Source organism: Dethiosulfovibrio peptidovorans DSM 11002 (assembly GCF_000172975.1).
Taxonomy (GTDB): Bacteria; Synergistota; Synergistia; order Synergistales; family Dethiosulfovibrionaceae; genus Dethiosulfovibrio; species Dethiosulfovibrio peptidovorans.
Map to the genome: position 1 here is coordinate 805,922 of NZ_ABTR02000001.1, position 18,803 is coordinate 824,724.

Below are 18,803 nucleotides of genomic sequence, written 5' to 3' on the forward strand. Positions count from 1 at the left end.
AACCGACGGGGCCCTACTGAACCCCTAAAAGGGCCCCGTCCTCCTTCACCCTATACTCGCCTGTTATGTAATCGTACAGACTGTGACTGCGGAGCACCTCGTCGTGGTAGGACGACCTGCCCCTCAGGGAACGGCCGTAATCGTCCAGGGCAAGATAGAGATTCCGCCTCAGCAGCTCCGGTCTAAGCTGACCCAGTAGCTGCTCAGGCGTCTTCCAGGCGCCGGGGATGCGACCGGAATAGAAACTCCAGGAAGAAAGCAACGTAAACTCCTGGTGCCAAACGGTGGAGGTATCCTCCCCCATCCAATCGCCGAACCACATATCCGCTGGCAGATCCAGCATCATCCCTATGTTGGTGTAACTTTTATCGGGAGCCTTGACATCGGTGTTGGTATAGTAAAAACCGACGGACCGATCGTCCCAATGTCTCGTCACGTCGATTCTATAGCCCTTATCGTCGTCTATGAACTTTCCATACATACCCTTCAGATCTAGATCGTAAACTCCGTCGTGATAACCGCCTTCAAGCCACATGGCGTTAGCCCAGTCGTTCTCGCCGTTGGCGGGATCTATACCTCCGTACAGATTCACCTTGTAATCGGCCATGGACGCAAACGAATAGGGATCTCTTTCCTTAAACATCGAAAACCTGCCACCGGCCCAGAAATCTCCCATGTACCAACGAGCCCAGACGTTAGCTCCGAACCAGCTCTCGTCGAGCCAACCGACCTCGGCGAGGCCGAAAACCCCGTTGCCCATAGGATGAAGGTAGCTCAAGACACCCTTCCATATCCTGGTTTCATCGTTCGCTGACGGTTCCCACCATATGTCTATGGAATTCTCCAAAGGCTGTCTTATCTGAAGGTAGACCTCCCAACCGGAAGAGCTTCTAAGCCTGCCTATGTAATCCAGGCTCCAACGATCCATATAATCCTCGTCCAGGGTCCTGTCCAACCTGGGTTCGTAGGCCAAAGCCACTTTAACCTCAGCAGCTCCGTTCCTGCGGCTTTTACCTGGGCCGACCATGATATTCCAAGTCTCGCTTTCCTTTGTTCCCCAAAGGGACCGGGAAACCCAATAGAAATCGGCGGCGTTACCATCGTATCGATTCAGCTTTCCCATTCTGAGCAACCCCAACTGAGAACCGGACACATCCACTCTGGAGGTAGCCCTGCCTCTAACCCTGGGGACGGCGGAAAAAGTCTCGATATCCCAGGGCAGATTCCAGGAAGAGATAACCATAACCCTGGCCAATGCCTCGGCCTGAGAGGAAAATCCTATATTCTCGTAGGCCACCAAGACCCTCTTGTCCCCGACGAAAACCGCCACATCCCTCAAGCCGGAACCCTTAGTGCCTAGAATCTCCTGAAGCCTCTCGGCCATCGCCTGAAGATCCACTTCTTTCCAAGAAGGCACATCGCGATCGGGATCCTCCACTATAGGCTTGTCCCTCTCCTTTCCGAAAATAGGCTTGCTCAGATCGAAGGAATAATAAAACCCGTAACAGAGCTCCTCGCCTCTTTGATAACTGACAGTGGCGTTGATACCCCATGGAGACTTTAAAACCGCTCCGTAGTTGAAATCGGACTCCGCGGGATCGGGGTGTAGATACTTACCGGACACATAATCCTTCGTGTAGTCCAGAGGGCTATACTCCGCCTTGAACTCGAGCCAGTCCAGCGCCTGCCAGCTTACCCCACCGAAAAACCCCTCATAAGAATCGGTAGCATAACCCAGGGAAAAAGCCCACTTATCGAAGGTATAGGTTCCCACCGCATAATAGGCCTTCCGTATCTCCGTACCGGTCATATCCATAGTGCCCACCGCTATATTCGGCAACCAATCGGCCTGAGAGAAAAGCAGACACTTAAGGTCAACCGCCTTATCCTTATAGCGACCGTATCCCTCGCTTATCAGAGGCCCCGTAGCGAACCTGGTCAGACGCAGATTGTACTCCAGCCAGGGCAGGTATCCCAATGTGACGTAATAAGACCTGTAGGGCGCAAACTCGGACCATCCAACCCATCCCTTACCGTCCCCGGCCATCTCAGCCGTGGGATACTCCCAAAGCCCGGTAAAGCCGCTGTTGGAAGGACTGACGGCAAAAACGGGGCAGACGAACAAAGATAAAGATAAAAACGCCAGGGCCAAAGACAAAAACGCCCTTTTCATAGTCCACATACCTCCCATGCCCCGAACGAAAGGGGATCAGATGGAACAAGCATATCAAAAAAGCCCCCCGTTAGGGGGGCTGCGACGTCGCGTGTTTGGAAAAATTACTTCTTCAGGAAGAACAGAGGCAGACCAAGAAGCAGGGCCATAGGAGCGAAGCCCACGTTACAACCGGAGGAGGAAGAACCGGAGGAAGCAGGAGCTTCAACCTTGGCTATAACCACGTCGTTGCTCGAGAAGAACAGGTCAGGAGAGTAGATGGAAAGCTTCACAAGGTCTCCAGACTCAGCCAGACTCACAACGGGCTTACCACGCCAGTTATCCTTGCTGACAGTGTAAGTTTTCTTATCGACAGACACCTTACCGGAAGTGTGGGCTCTCAGGAAAGCCTGATAACTGGCGTTCCAATCCATTGAAAGGCCCAAAACCAGAGGATCGTCTACACTAGCGACATCAACGCTCAAGGGCAGCTTAGTAACCGGGGTAACCCTCTGACCTTCAGCAACCTTATTGTCGTCATCGATAAAGATATCGTTCGAGGTGAAACCAGGAAGGTTGGCCAGCTCGGTGGCAAGCTTCTCAGGATCAGACTCCATATCCGCAACAACAAGCTCCACTCCAACTGGCGCATCCTTCAAAACGTCCGTGCTGATAACCGTTACGTCCTCACTGGTAGGAGTCTTAACTCCCGGAGTAGTAGGATCGGTATGTCCAGCGTGACCGGTATCGACAGCCAACACCACGCCTGCCATGGACAGAACCACGGCTACGGCCAAAAGGCTTACAAGAAACTTCTTCATACAACAACACCTCCGTAAAATATGTACTTCGTATTCAGACATTAAAACGACGCGACGCTTAGAATATACCCTGTTCCGCCCTTGGTATCAAGTATTTCAACCGAAAAAAAGTAAAAAAAACGCATACATGAAAAACGGGCTACGAGACTGGTGCAATATAACATAAACGCATATAATCGACACACCGTTTTCGAACTATCTTTGGGAGGGATCACCCTGTGTCACATCACAATAAAAGCCATCGAAAAATAAAAGATCACTTTATTTCCCATCTGGCGGTACTGTTTGTAGCGACCGTCCTGACGTTACTCTCTCCATGCGCAAAAACCTACGGCGATGAAACAAGTCAGCCGGACATAGAGGGAATGCAATCCATAGCCGCTCCCAGCCTTGTAGAAAGCGACAGCGCGTATATGAAGGGACCGGATGTCGTATCGAAAGACAAAACACTAAAAGACAGACAGATAGAGCCCTTCTCAGAGAAAAACCTGTCGCAAGACCAGCAAGAACCGGAAGACTTTCTGCTTGGAGGAGAAAAAAACCGCTTCACCTCCAAGTTACCCCGCTATGGCGACAGCTTCTTCAAAACCCCTCAGTCCACCTTCGCCCCGGTCCAAAACGTTCCGGTAGGTCCGGACTACGTGGTGGGTCCTGGAGACGAAATCCGCGTCTCCGTCTGGGGCCTGGAGGAAAGACACTTCTCCGTAACTGTGGACAGAAACGGATCCATATCCCTGCCGGTGGCGGGGGTAATAGGAGCGGCAGGGCTGACCTTCGGACAGCTCCAAAACGCCGTCGAGAGAGCCTACGCCCGTTTCCTGAACGAATTCGACATAAACGTAACCATGGGCAGGCTGCACTCCATAACGGTATACGTAACGGGCAACGCCAGACGCCCCGGAGCCTACACAGTATCCTCTCTGTCAACACTGGTCAACGTACTTATGGCGTCAGGAGGCCCTTCCAGCTCGGGAACCATGAGAAACATACAGCTTAAGAGGAAAGGAAAAACCATAAGCACCTTCGATGCCTACGACCTCCTTATGAAAGGCGATAAAAGCAAAGACGCCAGGGTCATGGCGGGCGACGTCGTATTCATACCCACAGTAGGCAACCTGGCGGCCATAACCGGAGACATCCGCACCCCAGGGGTCTACGAGATGAAGGGAAAGAACATCCCTCTGGCCAAACTGATAGACATGGCCGGTGGACTCACCCAGAGGGCCTACAAAGGCCGAGTCCAGATAGAGCGCTTTCAGGACCACCAGCAGAGAATAGCCTTCGAGGGAAACATCGTGAACCTCGACGCCGACGCCCAGGGTGGAATACCCCTTCAAAACGGCGACCTCGTCCGCATATACCCTGTTCCTGTGGCCAACGTCACCATCAACCTCACAGGAGCGGTGGCACAGCCGGGAGAGTTCGCCATAGAAAAGGGAATCACCAAGCTCTCCGACGTCATTCAGAGGGCCGGGGGACTCCTCTACATGGCCTCGGACACGGCGGAGATAACCAGGGTAAAGGTAACCCAGCAGGGCCCGAAAACCGAACACATAACGGTAAACCTAAAACAGGCCATGAAAGGATCTCCGGCCGACGACATAAAGCTGGATACAAACGACTACATCTTCGTCCGAACCGTTCCGGAGTGGGACCTGTATAAAACAGTAAAAATAGAGGGAGAGGTAAGATACCCCGGAGTCTACACCATCGCAAAAGGAGAACCGCTCTCAAACGTCCTGGAAAGAGCCGGAGGCTTCACAGACAAAGCCTTCAGAAGAGGGGCCATCTTCACCAGAAAGGCGGAAAAGGAAAGACAGCAGGCCCACATAGACGAAACCATATCCAGACTGAGACAGGAACTGTCCATGGCCACGATGAACGCCGTCAACAGCGCCACGAAGTCGGACACGGCGGACGCAGCCAGGTCGCAGCTGGACATGCAGAAACAGTTCCTGGAAAACGTGCAGGGACTCAAGGCCACGGGACGAATAGTCATAGACCTGCCCAAAACCGTCGCCATGCTGAAAGGCACGCCCTACGACATAGAGATGACCGACGGAGACAGGCTCATAATACCCACCAGGCCTAACACGGTGCACGTACTTGGAATGGTCCAGAGGGCCACCAGCCTGGTCTTCCGGCCGGGACAGCCCTTCAGCACCTACGTAAAGATGGCCGGAGGCTACGCCAGCTACGCCAACTGGAAGAAAACCTACATACTGCGGGCCGACGGCAGCACCGTCCAGGCCTACAGAAAAAACAGACCTGCCATAGTGGAAGAAGGGGACGCCATAGTGGTGCCTCAGAAAATACTCAGCGGCATAGGAGCCAGACAGACAAAGGACCTCATAGAGATGATCTCTCAGATGGCCATGTCCTTCGCCGTGATAGACAACATAGTGAACGACTGACATGAAGGAGAGCAATCGAGAGATGGACGAAAACAAAACGCCCAGGCCCCAGGAATACTACGACGAAGACGAAATAGACCTGCTGGACCTGCTGCTGGTGCTGGCCAGAAGAAAATGGTTCATAATAAAGACTACCTTCATTTTCGCCGTTCTGGCGATAGCCTATGCCCTTCTGGCCACACCGATCTACAGAGCGGAAACCCAGGTAATCCCTCCTCAAAGCGGATCCGGAGCCATGGCGGCGCTGGCTCAGATGGGGGTTCCCGACTTCGCGGCGGGAATGCTTGGGGTAACCACCCCCAGCGACACCCTGGTGGCGATAGTCAAAAGCCGCCCGGTGCTGGACAAGGTAATAGACAAATTCGGCCTGATGGACAGAGAACCGGAACCGGGCCCTCTTCCGGTCGAGGCTATTAAAGAGGGAATCAATACCTTAAAGGAAAAACTCCTGCCCTCCAAGGAATCGGCCTCCGAGGAGGAGAAACCTAAATTCCGGTCCGACATAAGAAGAGGGTTGGCAAACGCAACTTCGGCCACGGCAGATACGAAAAGCGGCATAATAACCATCTCAGTCTCGGACACCTCGCCGGACCTGGCGGCAGAGATAGCCAACGAATACGTGGCTCAGCTTCAGGAACTCATGCAGAGCCTTGCCTTCAGCCAGGCCTCGCAGCAGAGGCTCTTTCTGGAAGACCAGGTAAAAGACGCCCAGTACAACCTTCTTCAGGCTGAAAGAAACCTCTCTGAATACCAAATCCGAACGGGAATACTGGACGTAGGAGAACAGACCTCGGCGGTGATGGAAGGACTTATAAAACTGAGGGCGGAGGTAACGGCAAAAGAGGTGGAGCTGAGGTCCACCCAGACCTTCGCCACGGCCAACAACCCCAAGGTAAAAAGGCTGCAATCGGAGCTGGCGAGCCTGAAAGAACAGCTGAAGCGGATGGAGGCCAGCACGGGTTCCACCATGCCATCGGACATATCAATAAAAGACCTTCCCGACGCGGGGCTGGAATACCTCCGACTGATGAGAGACATGAAGTTCAACGAAACCCTTTACGGAATGCTGCTGAAACAGTACGAAAGCGCCAGGATCTCCGAGGCCCAGGAACCCAGCGTGGTCCAGGTGCTGGCCCAAGCGGAACCGCCTGAAAGAAGATCAAAACCAAAAAGAAAACTAATAGTGGTCCTGGCAACGGTGCTCGGAGGCTTCATAGGGGTTTTCGGGGCCTTTTTGAAGGAGTTCGCAGCCAACGCCCAGTCCGATCCGGAACGCAGCGCCAAGATGACGGAGCTGAAGAAACATCTGTCTCTTTTCAAAAAAAGATAATCCCCTTCCGAGGTGTTCAAGTTGAAGAAAAAAACGCTGATAAAACTGATAGATCAATGGCATAAAATCGGCAGCAACAACAAAATTTTAACCGTATTGGACGCCTCTCTGCTATTCTTTGCGGTGTTCACGGGCTATGCTCTCAGGTTGAGCATCAAAATCCCCAGTGAATACCTGCCGGAAATGGTTTTTTCCGGCATCGCTTTCGGAATAACGATACAGATAGGGTTTTACCTGGGAAGGCTCCACCGAGTTTACTGGCCACAGGCAAGCGTCGAAGAGTTTTATCGGATGTCCTGGGCCTACGGAATATCATCGGTCGCCTTCACTCTGATGTCTCACTTCGTTCTTCCCTTCGAGGTGCCTCGAACCAGTTTGGCTATATCCATATTTCTGGGTTTCATCTTTTTGTGTATAGAAAAGGCATCCCTCAGATTCGTATACATCGGCACTCCCGAAACATCGTGCCGAACATCGGAGGGAAAGGCGTTCATCGTTGGGGCAGGACAAGCCGGCTGCCTGCTGGTAAGGGACCTTAAAAGATCCGGGTCGGGCTTCAAGCCGGTGGCCTTTTTCGACGATGACCCCGGGAAAATAGGCAAATCCATGGCGGGAATTCCCGTTTTGGACAACATAGAAAACCTGCCCAGACACATAAGGAAATACGAGGCCAACATGGTCCTTATAGCCCTGCCCTCCCTCTCGGGAGGACAGATACAGGATATACTGGCAAAAATAGAGAAAACCGGACTGGAAATCAGAGTTCTTCCGGGGCTTTACGAGCTAGCGGAAGGATCGGTTACGGTAAATAGACTCAGAAAGGTTCGAATAGAAGACCTCCTTCGGAGAGAGCCTATCAAGCTGGACCTAAAGGGAATAGGAGAGGTAATAACAGACAAAACAGTCCTCATAACCGGTGCGGGCGGATCTATAGGCAGCGAAATATGCCGCCAGGTTGCGACACACAGACCTACGGAAATAATCGCCTTGGGACACGGGGAATTTTCCATATACACACTTCTGGAAGGGCTGGAGGAAGAGGGCGTAACCGTTCCCATTCATCCTATAATCGCCGACGTTGCCGACGAAACGAAGATGTCCAAGGTGTTCGAAAAATACTCTCCGCAGGTCGTCTTTCACGCGGCGGCCCACAAGCACGTTCCACTAATGGAGTGCAACCCGGATGAGGCCATAAGGGTAAACTGCTGGGGAACCTGGACCATAGCCAGACTGGCAGGAGAAAATAAAGTCGAAAGAATGGTAATGATATCCACAGACAAGGCGGTCAACCCCACCAGTGTGATGGGAGCCACGAAACGACTTGCGGAAATGCTGATTCAGGAAGCTCAGGATAAGTTTTCCGACACGGCATATATGGCGGTCAGGTTCGGAAACGTTCTGGGAAGCAGAGGCAGCGTAATACCTAAATTCGAAAGACAGATAGAAAGAGGCGGTCCCGTTACGGTAACCCATCCCGACATGAAACGTTATTTCATGCTAATACCGGAAGCGGTAAGCCTGGTACTCCAGGCCTCGGCCCTAGGGAAAGGAAACGAGCTTTTCGTGCTGGACATGGGTGAACCGGTCAAAATCGTCGATTTGGCGGAGATGATGATAAGATCCCACGGCTACGAACCAGGCAAAGACATACCGATCAAATTTTCAGGAATAAGACCAGGAGAAAAGCTGTTCGAAGAGTTGTTCTACAACCCAAACCAAATAGACAGGACCGCTCACGAAAAAATATTTTTGTCGAAACTAGACAAAGCAGCAAGCAGCTACACTCCAAGTTTAAGCACAATAGTTTTCCAACAAAAAACAACAGATCCTATTTTGCTTCTAGAAAGCCTGGATAATATACAGGCTCAAGAAAAAACGAGGAGATTAGGATGAAAATACTCTATCTTCATCAATATTTCAACACACCAAATATGTCCGGAGGAACCAGATCCTACGAAATGGCCCGTAGGATGGTCAAGAAAGGACATGAAGTCCACATAATAACCAGCGATCGAGAAACAACGAAAGAAACCTATGGATGGCGGGAAACCTCGGAATCAGGAATAAACGTCCATTGGTATCCTGTGCCATATAATAATGAAATGTCCTATGTAAAAAGACTAAAGGCGTTCTTTTTATTTTCGATAGCTTCCGCACTTAAAGCCGTTGAGATAGGGGGAGATGTCTTATTTGCGACAAGCACCCCCTTAACAATAGCCTTACCTGGCGTATACGCCTCTAAAAGACTAAAAATCCCGATGATTTTCGAGGTAAGAGACTTATGGCCAGAGATGCCCATCGCTGTAGGAGCTTTAAAAAACCCCTTGCTAATATGTATAGCAAAGAAACTGGAGATATTCGCTTATAAAAACTCTAAATACATCGTTGCCCTTTCGCCAGGAATGAGAGATGGCATAACCAATACGGGGTATCCCATCGAAAAAGTCTCGGTAATACCAAACAGTTGCGACGTTCAACTTTTTGACGTTCCCAAATCAACAGGCAAAAATCTACGCAAAAAGACAAAATGGCTGAACGATAGACCTCTTGTAGTCTATATAGGGACTTTCGGCATAATAAACGGAGTTTCCTACATGGTAAAAATAGCCGAACAAATGCTGAAGATAAACCCTCAAATATGCTTCGTAGCCATAGGCTCAGGTAAGGAAAAAGAACAAGTTATATCTCTCTCAAAAAAGACAGGCACTTACAATAAAAACATGTTCATTCTAGACCCCGTACAGAAAACAGAGATACCGCAATGGCTCTCTGCATGCAATCTAAGCTTATCTTTATTTACTAATACAAAAGCGATGTGGAAAAACTCAGCCAACAAGTTTTTCGACACTCTAGCAGCTGGTCGTCCAATCGGGATAAACTATGGCGGCTGGCAAAATAATTTAATCTCCAAACATCGCATCGGACTCGCCTTAGACCCTAAAAACATAAAAATAGCAGCAGATCAAATAAACAAATTTATCCTTGACACACAAAGGCAAAAAGAAACGTCTGCAGAATCAAAACAATTAGGCATGGCATTGTTCGACAGAGATCTTCTTGCCGATAAATTGATATCTATAATTGAAAATCAAGCATAAAAATAAATAGAACCTAAGGAGCTGAATAGATGCACATCTGCATGATAGGAACTGGCTACGTCGGACTCGTGACGGGAACCTGCCTTGCCGAGGTAGGGCACAGCGTCTGGTGTGTCGACGTGGACGGATCCAAGATAGAACGACTTAAAAACGGAGAGATTCCCATATACGAACCGGGCCTGGAGGATATGGTCTCCCGTAACGTAAAACAGGGAAGGCTCAGATTTACCACCGACCTGAAGGAAGCCTTGGACGACAGTCCTTTCGTTTTCATCGCCGTGGGAACGCCTCCTGGAGAGGATGGCTCCGCCGACCTCCGGTACGTTTTAGATGCGGCCAGACAGATAGGATCGGCCATGGAAGACTACAAGGTCGTGGTGGTGAAATCCACCGTTCCGGTGGGAACGACGGAAAAGGCGAGGCTGTGTGTTTCGGAGGAACTAGGGATAAGGGGACGGGACGACCTCGACTTCGACGTGGCGTTTTGCCCCGAGTTCCTAAAGGAAGGCTCGGCAATAGATGACTTCATGAGCCCCGACAGGGTGGTCATAGGGACGGACAATCAGAAAACCGCCGATCTTCTGGGAGAACTGTTTTCCGCCTTCAGCTTCAGGGAAGACCGGATAATATTCATGTCCATACCATCGGCGGAGCTCACCAAATACGCGTCCAACTCCATGCTGGCCACCAGGATCAGCTTTATGAACCAGCTCGCCCGTTTTTGCGAGAAAATCGGAGCGGATATAGACCAGGTTCGCCACGGAATGGGAAGCGACGGTCGGATAGGATCGGCCTTCCTGTATCCCGGGGTGGGATACGGCGGGTCCTGCTTTCCCAAAGACGTTAAAGCCCTCATTCACTCCGGCAGAAGCCATGGAGTCCCGATGACCCTTCTGGAATCGGTGGAGGAGATAAACAAGAGCCAGAGAAAGTGGTTCTTCGATAAGATACTGAGCCACTACGGAGCGGACATATCGGGCAAGATCTTCGCCGTCTGGGGCCTCAGCTTCAAGCCCAACACGGACGACATAAGGGAGGCCCCTGCGCTGGACATAATTCCATGGCTGCTTGAAAAAGGGGCAACTGTCAGGGCCTACGATCCGGTGGGGCAGGAAAACGCCAAGGCGGCGTTGCCGAATACGGAGAACATAGTCTACTGCGACGATAACTATCAAGCTTTGGAGAACGCCGATGCCCTGATCCTGCTTACCGAATGGCTTCCATTTCGCCGTCCCGAGTTCGACAGGATGAAGGATCTGATGAGGGAGCACGTTATTTTCGACGGAAGAAACCAGTATCGACCGGACCGGATGGCGGATCTGGGTTTCGTTTATTATGGAATAGGCAGAGAATAGACAAAAACCCACCAAGGAGACATTAAATTGAAAAAAATAACCCACATAACTTCCGTCCACCCGAGAGAGGACACGCGAATTTTCATAAAAGAATGCTCTTCTCTAGCTCAAAATGGCTACAAAGTTTCTCTGGTGGTTGCCGATAACAAAGGTAATGAAAATAGGAATCGTATATCTATCGTAGATGCTGGTGCGAAAGAAAAAAGCAGATCACTAAGAATAATAAAGACCGCAAGAAAAGTTGTGGATAAAGCCATCGCAACAAAAGCTGATCTTTACCATATACATGACCCAGAACTATTGCTGTTCTCTAAAAAACTACTGAAACACGGAAAGGTTATATACGATGCACATGAGGACGTTCCGCGACAAATTCTGAGCAAGGGCTGGATTCCCCGGCCGCTACGCAGGCCTCTTTCTTTTATCACAGAGAAGGTGGAAAACCACTACGTGAAGAGGCTGAACGGAGTGGTTACGGCGACGCCGTTTATAAAGAAAAGATTTATCAAAATAAACACCCATAGCATCGACATAAATAATTACCCTAAACTAAAAGAGCTGGGAGATATTGAACACGCCTCAGAGAAAAAACGACTTATTTGCTATGTAGGTGGAATATCTACAATACGTGGAATTTTCGAGATGGTACAGGCTATGCAGTACGTAAATGGGAAGCTACTCCTCGCCGGAAGTTTTTCAAATCAAAAAGAGAGGGATTTGGTCAAGACTTTTCCCGGGTGGAGAAAAGTTATCGAACTTGGCTATTGTGACAGAAAAAAGGTAAAAAAGATACTATCTCTATCTAGAGCTGGTCTTGTAGTTTTAAGACCAACAATAAATTATATAGATGCTCTCCCTGTAAAACTATTTGAATACATGGCTTCCGAAATTCCAGTGGTGGCATCGTCCTTCCCCTTATGGATAAAGATCGTCTCCTCCTCAAAGTGTGGAATATGTGTAAATCCCTTAAATCCTAAAGAAATCGGTAAAGCCATAAACTGGATATTGGATAACCCCAAAAAAGCGGCATCCATGGGCCGGAAAGGAAGAAAGGCAACTCAGACTAATTACAACTGGGAGACAGAGAGCAAAAAACTACTGAATTTTTATAGAAATGTAGTAGCCTCTCCTACCTGTCAAAATAGGTGTCGCATGATAGACTAGTTTAGCGAGTCGAGAGAGACTCCCCTGGAGGTGCGACTATAGTGGACCCGGAAAAATGGACCACCGAGTAAGTTGCTGGGTTAAGGTCAAGAACAGGCTGCTGTATCATAGGTCTCAGAAAGAGAGGGGGACATAATGGCAGCCAAACGACAACGACGTTCACCGGAATTCAAGACCAAAGTAGCCCTGGCAGCTCTGAAGGGCGACAAGACCCTGATGCAGCTCTCCAGTGATTTTGGAGTCTCCACAGTTCAGATCGGACAGTGGAAAAAACAGTTACTACAAGGGCTCCCGGAAATCTTTCAGCGTAAGGGAAGCCCTGTAGATGTCGACGCCATAACAGCCCCTCTCTACCAGGAGATCGGTCGGCTCAAGGTAGAGCTGGACTGGCTTAAAAAAAATCAGGTGTTGACTCTTGAGGAAAAACGGGCCTGTGTGGAACCGAATCATCCTCAGATCAGTGTTCGCAGACAATGTGATCTTCTCTGTTTGAACCGTTCCAGTTTTTACTCTCCCCCGACGCTTGGGAGAGAGAGTTTAGAGAACCTGGAGATCATGGAATGTATAGATAAACAGTACACTGACGTCCCAACCTACGGTAGCAGGCGAATGACCGCCTGGCTTCAGGGTGGGGAAGCCCAACCAGGTCTGGAGTACGGATATCACGTACTGTAGACTCACCTGTGGGTTCATGTATCTCGTAGCTGTTATCGACTGGTACAGCCGCTACATCCTCTCCTGGGAGCTATCCAATACTCTTGACGCTGAATTCTGCATCGTGGCTTTGAAGAAAGCTCTGGAGATGGGCAGGCCAGAGATCTTCAATACCGACCAAGGCTGTCAGTTCACCAGCAAGGCCTTTCTGAAGCCTCTGAAGGAACGGTCCATCAACATAAGCATGGATGGTCGTGGTCGAGCTCTGGACAATATTTTCGTCGAACGGTTCTGGCGGACGCTCAAATACGAGTGGTTGTACCTGAATGAATATGAGCGAGTTGCCGATCTATCTCGAGACTTACAGAAATACCTGACATTCTATAACAGTGAGAGGCTTCACTCCTCACTGGGATACCGGACACCGCAGGAGATCTACTTCGAAGAGGAAGACCTATAGCAGTCTGACCTAAACTAATCTAGGCTAAAAAATGGTCTTGACAATGGGGTCCACCATACTTTTTGATGGTCAGATTCTCTTTCTTGTAGCAATGACTGGATGGTTAGCAAAGATAAAACACGAAACAGAACAAATAAAACCCAGAAAATCGAAGGGGTCATTAAATGACAAAGCATAGCAGTCAAAAAATATTTATTTTTACAATAATATGGACCTTTTCTCTAATGCCTTCGGCTCTTTCATGGACATGGAAGATTCGGTTTACAACAGCATCTCTTTTCTTTTTGTTTTTTATAGCCACCAAAAACTTAAAAATAAATTCGATTTCTCTTATGTTTCTTGGCGTATGCATTACCACCCCTCTTCTTTCTTTGCTGAATGAAATGTTTTTTTGGGGAGAGTCTACAGTAAATGACTTTAAAATATCGTTATTGTCAAATCTATTTTTTTTGTTTTTTTCTACGACAGCCTGCTCGTTATTGTCAAAAGATAGAGACAATAGCCTGCAATTATTTTCTATAAATAACTTTACCATTCTTGGGGTTATTCTAAGCCTGATCTCCCTTCAACAATTTTTTGACCTTTTCCACTTAAATCAAGTTTACATACCAAACTTGGCGCCTTCCGATTCAATTCATATAAAAAATTTTCTTACTTCCCCCTTTCCGAGGACAATAGGTACTGTAGCAAATCCCAATGAATTTGGTTTCCAGCTAACTCTTTGTGCATCAGCTAGCTTGTTCGGCTTTTTTAACTACATCAAGAAACCTTTTTATATGTTCTCCTTTTTATTGAGCTTCATTGCTTTGTGCTTAACAGCTTCAAGAAGTTCAATTTTAATGCTCCTGGCAATAACAACTGTATTGTATTTTTCTAGTAAAACACTTAGACTAAAATTTATCTTTATCGGAGCAATTTTAACATTAATGATTTCAATAAGCCTTTTTTTAAAGAAAGAAGGATTTGAATTCAAACACATGAATAGGATAATGGCAATTGCAAATATAAGCAAAGACAACAGCTGGAACGCAAGAAAAAATCTTTACTGGGAATTTAATATAGACTGGTTTATAAAAAGTCCTCTTCTTGGAGTTGGGCCTTTAAAAACACAATCACCACAAGCTAGCGATAACGAATGGCTATTGCTACTTAGACAAAGAGGGATCATTGGAGTTACCGCAATGTTCTTGTTTTTTACTTCTTCCATTACGACAAGAAAAAAACAATACTTATATTTCTCTTGGGGGATTCTTTTAGGAGGATCTTTATACATGATACCAGCAGCATTTATATCTTCCTCTTCTCTTTATCCAATGTGGGGCATTCTTTTTTTTACAATCGGAGGTATAAAAGTAAAAAGTTAAGATAACGTACAATATCTTTCGCACATTTACTTGAGGCAAAACTTGGCAGTAGCCCCCACCAATAGTTGTCGCATGATAGACTAGCTTAGCGAGTCGATTGAGACTCCCCTGGAGGTGCGACACATGGCTAGGTACAGCAAAGAACAAAAAGAGAATGATACCGCCGGAGAACATGTCCATACCTAAGTTATCGAAAGAGACTGGCATAACGGTGACCACCCTCTACAACTGGAGAAAAGAGCTCCGTGCGTCCGGTAAGGCAGCTCCCTGCGAAGAAGATAGACCGGACAGCTGGAGTTCCAGAGACAAATTTCTCATAGTCCACGAGACCTATACCATGAACGAGGAGGAGCTGGCCCGGTACTGCAGGGAAAAGGGCCTGTTCGTCGAACAGGTTATAAGCACTATGTGCCAGGATATATGTCGCGTCTCCTTGAGATGGTAGAGTAATAGAGTTGGAGGTGCGAGAGATGATACGGTACAGCCAGGAGTTTAAAGAATCTGCAATTCGCAAGATGTTGCCTCCGGAGAACAGGTCGATATCGGAACTGGCAGATGAAACGGGAGTAACCAAAACAACGCTCCGCAAGTGGAAAAAAGAGGCCCAAGTCGTAGGAGCAGCAGCCCCGGGTAATGAAGAGCGGATAAGTCGCTGGAACGGGGAGGATAGGCTCCAAATCGTATTGGAAACCTACGGTCTCAACGAGTCGGAGCGTAACGAATATTGTCGTGCTAAAGGCCTGTACCCGGAGGACATCGAGGCATGGCGTAACGCCTGTCTCAAGGCCACAGTAGGACAGACCAGCGGTGACGATAAGAGTCAACAAGAAGCCCGTGTGTCGAAGAAAAAGTGTCAGGACCTCGAAAAAGAACTTCGTCGCAAGGAAAAGGCCTTAGCAGAAGCGGCAGCCCTCCTGGTACTCAGAAAAAAAGCCCAGGCGATCTGGGGGGACGAAGAGGACGAATGATCAGTGCCTCGGATCGCCGTAACTGGAAGATCTACGCCGAAGAATCGGGAGAGCTGGCGTCGGAGGTGGTCACCAAAGCGGTCCTGTCGGAAAAGATCCGCCTTGCCGACAAACCGCTGATCCTGCACGCCGACAACGGAAGCCCAATGAAAAGCGCCACATTGAGGGCCACCATGGAAAAACTGGGAGTACTGTTCTCCCACAGCAGACCGAGGGTAAGCAACGATAACCCCTACAGTGAATCGATCTTCAAGACCCTGAAATACAGACCTGCCTTCCCCAGCGGAGGCTTCAAGGACATAGAGAACGCGAGAGCCTGGACCTACCGGTTCGTGTCCTGGTATAACCATACCCACCGTCACAGCGCCTTAAACTACGTGACACCGGAGCAGAGGCATAAAGGGAAAGCCCCGGAGATACTAGCGAAGAGGAAGAAAACCCTGGAAGAAGCCAAGAGAAAACACCCGGACAGATGGAGAAACAGACCGATAAGAAACTGCTCCATCGAGGAGACGGTCTATCTGAACCCGGAGAAAGAGTCCCGGGAAAAGCGCAGAGACTGAGGCATTCCAATTCGATCTTTTTGCGACTTCTCGCTTGACAGGCTCCGGGTGTCCGTCTCGTCACCTCCGATAAAAGCATGGGACTCCTGGAAACCCTGCCTCATTTCTTCCCTTAAGCTCTATGGCAACGTTGCATAGTTCACTTTTACCGCAACGTCTACAGTGCCGTCCCGAAAGGGAAGGCACGAGAAGTAAGCCCGATGCTGAAGGCGATACACAACCAGGAAGACCTGAAAGCAGCCAGAGAAAAAGCTGAAGCCGTGGTCGAAAAGCTGAAGGCCATGAAACTTCAGAAAGCCGCCAAAATCGTTCAGGAAGGGTACGAGGAAACCCTGAGCTACTTCCATTTTCCCTCGGAACACTGGACGCGGCTCAGAACCAACAATTCGCTGGAACGACTGAACCGAGAGATCCGTCGAAGGACAAAGGTCGTAGGCAACTTCCCCGACGGGGAATTGGCCCTGATGCTGGTATCCGCCAGAGTCCGGCATGTAGCTTCCACCCAGTGGGGTAAGAGAGCCTACATGAACATGGAACATCTCAGAGAACAGATACTAGAGCAAGAAGGGCACCTCTAGCAACCCCATATTTAGCGGTCTGAGCAGACAAAAAAGCCACAGACCAGAAACAGCGACAAATTAGGCTAAATCAGCGTTAAGATGATTCTCTATTGTCGCTCCGGTGACCTGAACAACTCGGCTTTTGCCGTCATTTGGGCACGACAAACATCGCCCCTGACTTCATCATCAGGAACGAGAATCGAACGATGTTATAGGCCAGGTTTCTCAGTCCTATGGTGGTTGAGGCCCTGGCTTTCCCGATAGCTCGAACGATTAGGTTACCGGCCTTCATGGCTTGGGCTCCGAATACGTGCTCCACCCGGCTTCGGACTTTGGATCTCGTTCTGTTACCCTGTTTTTCCCACCACGTGATGGGTTTGCCTCTGTATCCTTTTCGTTGGATCTTCGGTCTGTAGCCTTGTTCTTCAAGCCAGGAGATTTTCTCATGGCTCCTATAAGCTGAGTCGGCATAGACGTCCTTGCTGCTGTTACTGGGATCGATGAGTTCCTCGAATACGTTGCTGTCGTGGACCGATGCCTCGGTTACGCTGTATTTACGGATGATCTTGTTCTGAGAGTCAATCTCTATGTGGTTCTTGTAGCCGAAGGAGCTTTTGCCGTTTTTCTTCGTCCACCTGGCATCGGTGTCTTTTTGAAGTCTCTTGTTGTCGGGTCAGTCCTCCGGTGGTTCTCCGTCCTTGATCTTGCGGTTTTCATCCTGTTTGTTCCTCTGAATCGGGACCTTCACTAGATAACGTACAATATCTTTCGCACATTTACTTGAGGTAAAACTTGGCAGTAGCCCCCCACAAGGGTTATGTTTTAGGTGACCAAAGCCAAAAACATATCGTCCCGAGGGAGGGCTACCGCAAATGTACGATACCACAGATAACACCGGGAAGACAAAGGGTGAATCCAAGATCATAAGGATCGACGAACAGGAGATCCGTTCCCATCCCTAGACCGTCTGGACACCCTACCGCAGGAAGTTTCAGACCAAAGCCGGTGAGGTGCAGCTGAAGGTTCCGAAGCTCCGTAAACTGCCCTTCGAGACTGCGATCATCGAACGTTACCGTCGCCGTGAGAGCTCGGTGGAAGAGGCTCTGGTGGAGATGTATCTGGCCGGAGTCTCGGTCCGCAGGGTCGAGGACATCACCGAGGCCCTATGGGGAACCCGGATAAGTCCATCTAACGTAAGCGATCTGAACAAGAAGATTTACGGCAGAATCGACGACTGGAGAAACCGTCCTATCAAGGGTGAGCATCCCTACGTGTTTCTTGACGGTATCTGGCTCAAAAAGAGCTGGGGCGGCGAGATCCATAACGTCTCAGTACTTATAGCCATAGGGGTCAACCAGATGGGCTATAGAGAGGTTCTGGGCGTATGCGAAGGCAGCCGGGAGGATAAGGAAAGCTGGTCATCCTTCCTGAGGCATCTTAAAGAAAGAGGCCTAAAAGGGGTCCGTCTCGTCACCTCCGATAAAAGCATGGGGCTCTTGGAAACCCTACCCCATTTCTTCCCTGAAGCTCTATGGCAACGTTGTATAGTTCATTTCTACCGCAACGTCTACAGTGCCGTCCCGAAAGGGAAGGCACGAGAAGTAAGCCGCCAAGATCGTCCAGGAAGGCTACGAGGAGACCCTGAGCTACTTCCATTTTCCCTCGAAGCACTGGAAGCGGCTCAGAACCAACAATTCGCTGGAACGACTGAACCGAAAGATCCGTCGAAGGACAAAGGTCGTAGGCAACTTCCCCGACGGGGAATCGGCCCTGATGCTGGTATCCGCCAGAGTCCGGCATGTAGCTTCCACCAATAAAAACCGAACATAGCCCTATATGGGCCTGCTGACTCAAATATTAATGTGCAAAACATACTGGACAGTACCGCCAACTCCACAAT

Annotated in this window: 13 protein-coding genes and 4 pseudogenes; 13 read left to right on the plus strand and 4 right to left on the minus strand. The window is 49.3% G+C overall.

Annotated elements, in window-relative coordinates; translation table 11 throughout:
• Nucleotides 1-13: 13 nt before the first annotated feature.
• The gene (locus DPEP_RS03925) at nt 14-2,173 is read right to left on the minus strand and encodes a YjbH domain-containing protein (RefSeq protein ID WP_005659783.1); all 2,160 of its coding nucleotides are present in this window, start codon (nt 2,171-2,173) and stop codon (nt 14-16) included.
• Nucleotides 2,174-2,277: 104 nt separating this feature from the next.
• Nucleotides 2,278-2,973 carry a Synerg-CTERM sorting domain-containing protein gene (locus DPEP_RS03930; RefSeq protein WP_005659785.1) on the minus strand — a complete coding sequence of 232 codons (696 nt, stop codon included), beginning with the start codon at nt 2,971-2,973 and terminating at the stop codon, nt 2,278-2,280.
• A gap of 218 nt (nt 2,974-3,191) precedes the next feature.
• Between DPEP_RS03930 and DPEP_RS03935 the strand changes: the two genes are divergently transcribed.
• The 7 genes and pseudogenes from DPEP_RS03935 (at nt 3,192) to DPEP_RS13000 (ending at nt 13,448) form a co-directional block, all read left to right on the plus strand.
• Nucleotides 3,192-5,387 carry an SLBB domain-containing protein gene (locus DPEP_RS03935; protein WP_005659787.1) on the plus strand — a complete coding sequence of 732 codons (2,196 nt, stop codon included), beginning with the start codon at nt 3,192-3,194 and terminating at the stop codon, nt 5,385-5,387.
• 22 nt (nt 5,388-5,409) lie between these two features.
• The gene (locus tag DPEP_RS03940) at nt 5,410-6,717 is read left to right on the plus strand and encodes a GumC family protein (protein ID WP_005659788.1); all 1,308 of its coding nucleotides are present in this window, start codon (nt 5,410-5,412) and stop codon (nt 6,715-6,717) included.
• Nucleotides 6,718-6,729: 12 nt separating this feature from the next.
• Nucleotides 6,730-8,610: a polysaccharide biosynthesis protein gene (locus tag DPEP_RS03945; RefSeq protein ID WP_420805893.1), complete on the plus strand. Its 1,881-nt coding sequence runs from the start codon at nt 6,730-6,732 to the stop codon at nt 8,608-8,610.
• Nucleotides 8,607-9,815 (plus strand): glycosyltransferase family 4 protein, encoded by a 1,209-nt coding sequence (locus DPEP_RS03950; RefSeq protein WP_005659790.1) that lies wholly within the window; start codon nt 8,607-8,609, stop codon nt 9,813-9,815. The genes DPEP_RS03945 and DPEP_RS03950 overlap by 4 nt, the downstream gene beginning before the upstream one ends.
• A gap of 29 nt (nt 9,816-9,844) precedes the next feature.
• Nucleotides 9,845-11,170, plus strand: coding sequence for a UDP-glucose dehydrogenase family protein (locus tag DPEP_RS03955; protein WP_005659791.1), 1,326 nt, complete (start codon nt 9,845-9,847; stop codon nt 11,168-11,170).
• Between the two features lie 27 nt (nt 11,171-11,197).
• On the plus strand, nt 11,198-12,334 hold the full coding sequence (locus DPEP_RS03960; RefSeq protein WP_005659792.1) for a glycosyltransferase: 1,137 nt from the start codon (nt 11,198-11,200) through the stop codon (nt 12,332-12,334).
• A 135-nt stretch (nt 12,335-12,469) separates the two neighbouring features.
• Nucleotides 12,470-13,448: pseudogene (locus DPEP_RS13000) on the plus strand (IS3 family transposase).
• Nucleotides 13,449-13,629: 181 nt separating this feature from the next.
• On the opposite strand, the gene DPEP_RS13370 reads toward DPEP_RS13000, so the two are convergent.
• A complete protein-coding gene (locus DPEP_RS13370) occupies nt 13,630-13,983 on the minus strand; it encodes a hypothetical protein (protein ID WP_040382377.1) in 354 nt (117 codons plus the stop codon).
• Nucleotides 13,984-14,239: 256 nt separating this feature from the next.
• Between DPEP_RS13370 and DPEP_RS13375 the strand changes: the two genes are divergently transcribed.
• The 5 genes and pseudogenes from DPEP_RS13375 to DPEP_RS13015 form a co-directional block, all read left to right on the plus strand.
• Nucleotides 14,240-14,812, plus strand: coding sequence for an O-antigen ligase family protein (locus DPEP_RS13375; protein ID WP_198003027.1), 573 nt, complete (start codon nt 14,240-14,242; stop codon nt 14,810-14,812).
• Between the two features lie 172 nt (nt 14,813-14,984).
• Nucleotides 14,985-15,257: a hypothetical protein gene (locus DPEP_RS03985; RefSeq protein WP_156775069.1), complete on the plus strand. Its 273-nt coding sequence runs from the start codon at nt 14,985-14,987 to the stop codon at nt 15,255-15,257.
• Nucleotides 15,258-15,282: 25 nt separating this feature from the next.
• On the plus strand, nt 15,283-15,780 hold the full coding sequence (locus DPEP_RS13210) for a transposase (RefSeq protein ID WP_005659802.1): 498 nt from the start codon (nt 15,283-15,285) through the stop codon (nt 15,778-15,780).
• On the plus strand, nt 15,777-16,343 hold the full coding sequence (locus DPEP_RS13215; RefSeq protein WP_005659803.1) for an IS3 family transposase: 567 nt from the start codon (nt 15,777-15,779) through the stop codon (nt 16,341-16,343). Before DPEP_RS13210 ends, DPEP_RS13215 begins: the two co-directional genes overlap by 4 nt.
• Before the next feature lie 47 nt (nt 16,344-16,390).
• Nucleotides 16,391-16,921, plus strand: a pseudogene (locus tag DPEP_RS13015) (transposase); the annotation flags it as partial.
• Between the two features lie 130 nt (nt 16,922-17,051).
• On the opposite strand, the pseudogene DPEP_RS04005 reads toward DPEP_RS13015, so the two are convergent.
• A pseudogene (locus DPEP_RS04005) lies at nt 17,052-17,540 on the minus strand (transposase); the annotation flags it as partial.
• A gap of 340 nt (nt 17,541-17,880) precedes the next feature.
• On the opposite strand from DPEP_RS04005, the pseudogene DPEP_RS04010 reads away from it, so the two are divergent.
• Nucleotides 17,881-18,715: pseudogene (locus tag DPEP_RS04010) on the plus strand (IS256 family transposase); the annotation flags it as partial.
• Nucleotides 18,716-18,803: the final 88 nt, after the last annotated feature.

Excerpts from the sequence above, each read along its gene's own strand:
- DPEP_RS13215 (WP_005659803.1), top strand. The coding sequence starts at position 15,777 with ATGATCAGTGCCTCGGATCGCCGTAACTGGAAGATCTACGCCGAAGAA.
- DPEP_RS03950 (WP_005659790.1), top strand. The coding sequence starts at position 8,607 with ATGAAAATACTCTATCTTCATCAATATTTCAACACACCAAATATGTCC.
- DPEP_RS03925 (WP_005659783.1), bottom strand. The coding sequence starts at position 2,173 with ATGAAAAGGGCGTTTTTGTCTTTGGCCCTGGCGTTTTTATCTTTATCT.
- DPEP_RS13370 (WP_040382377.1), bottom strand. The coding sequence starts at position 13,983 with ATGGTAAAGTTATTTATAGAAAATAATTGCAGGCTATTGTCTCTATCT.
- DPEP_RS03955 (WP_005659791.1), top strand. The coding sequence starts at position 9,845 with ATGCACATCTGCATGATAGGAACTGGCTACGTCGGACTCGTGACGGGA.
- DPEP_RS03930 (WP_005659785.1), bottom strand. The coding sequence starts at position 2,973 with ATGAAGAAGTTTCTTGTAAGCCTTTTGGCCGTAGCCGTGGTTCTGTCC.
- DPEP_RS13210 (WP_005659802.1), top strand. The coding sequence starts at position 15,283 with ATGATACGGTACAGCCAGGAGTTTAAAGAATCTGCAATTCGCAAGATG.
- DPEP_RS03985 (WP_156775069.1), top strand. The coding sequence starts at position 14,985 with ATGTCCATACCTAAGTTATCGAAAGAGACTGGCATAACGGTGACCACC.
- DPEP_RS03940 (WP_005659788.1), top strand. The coding sequence starts at position 5,410 with ATGGACGAAAACAAAACGCCCAGGCCCCAGGAATACTACGACGAAGAC.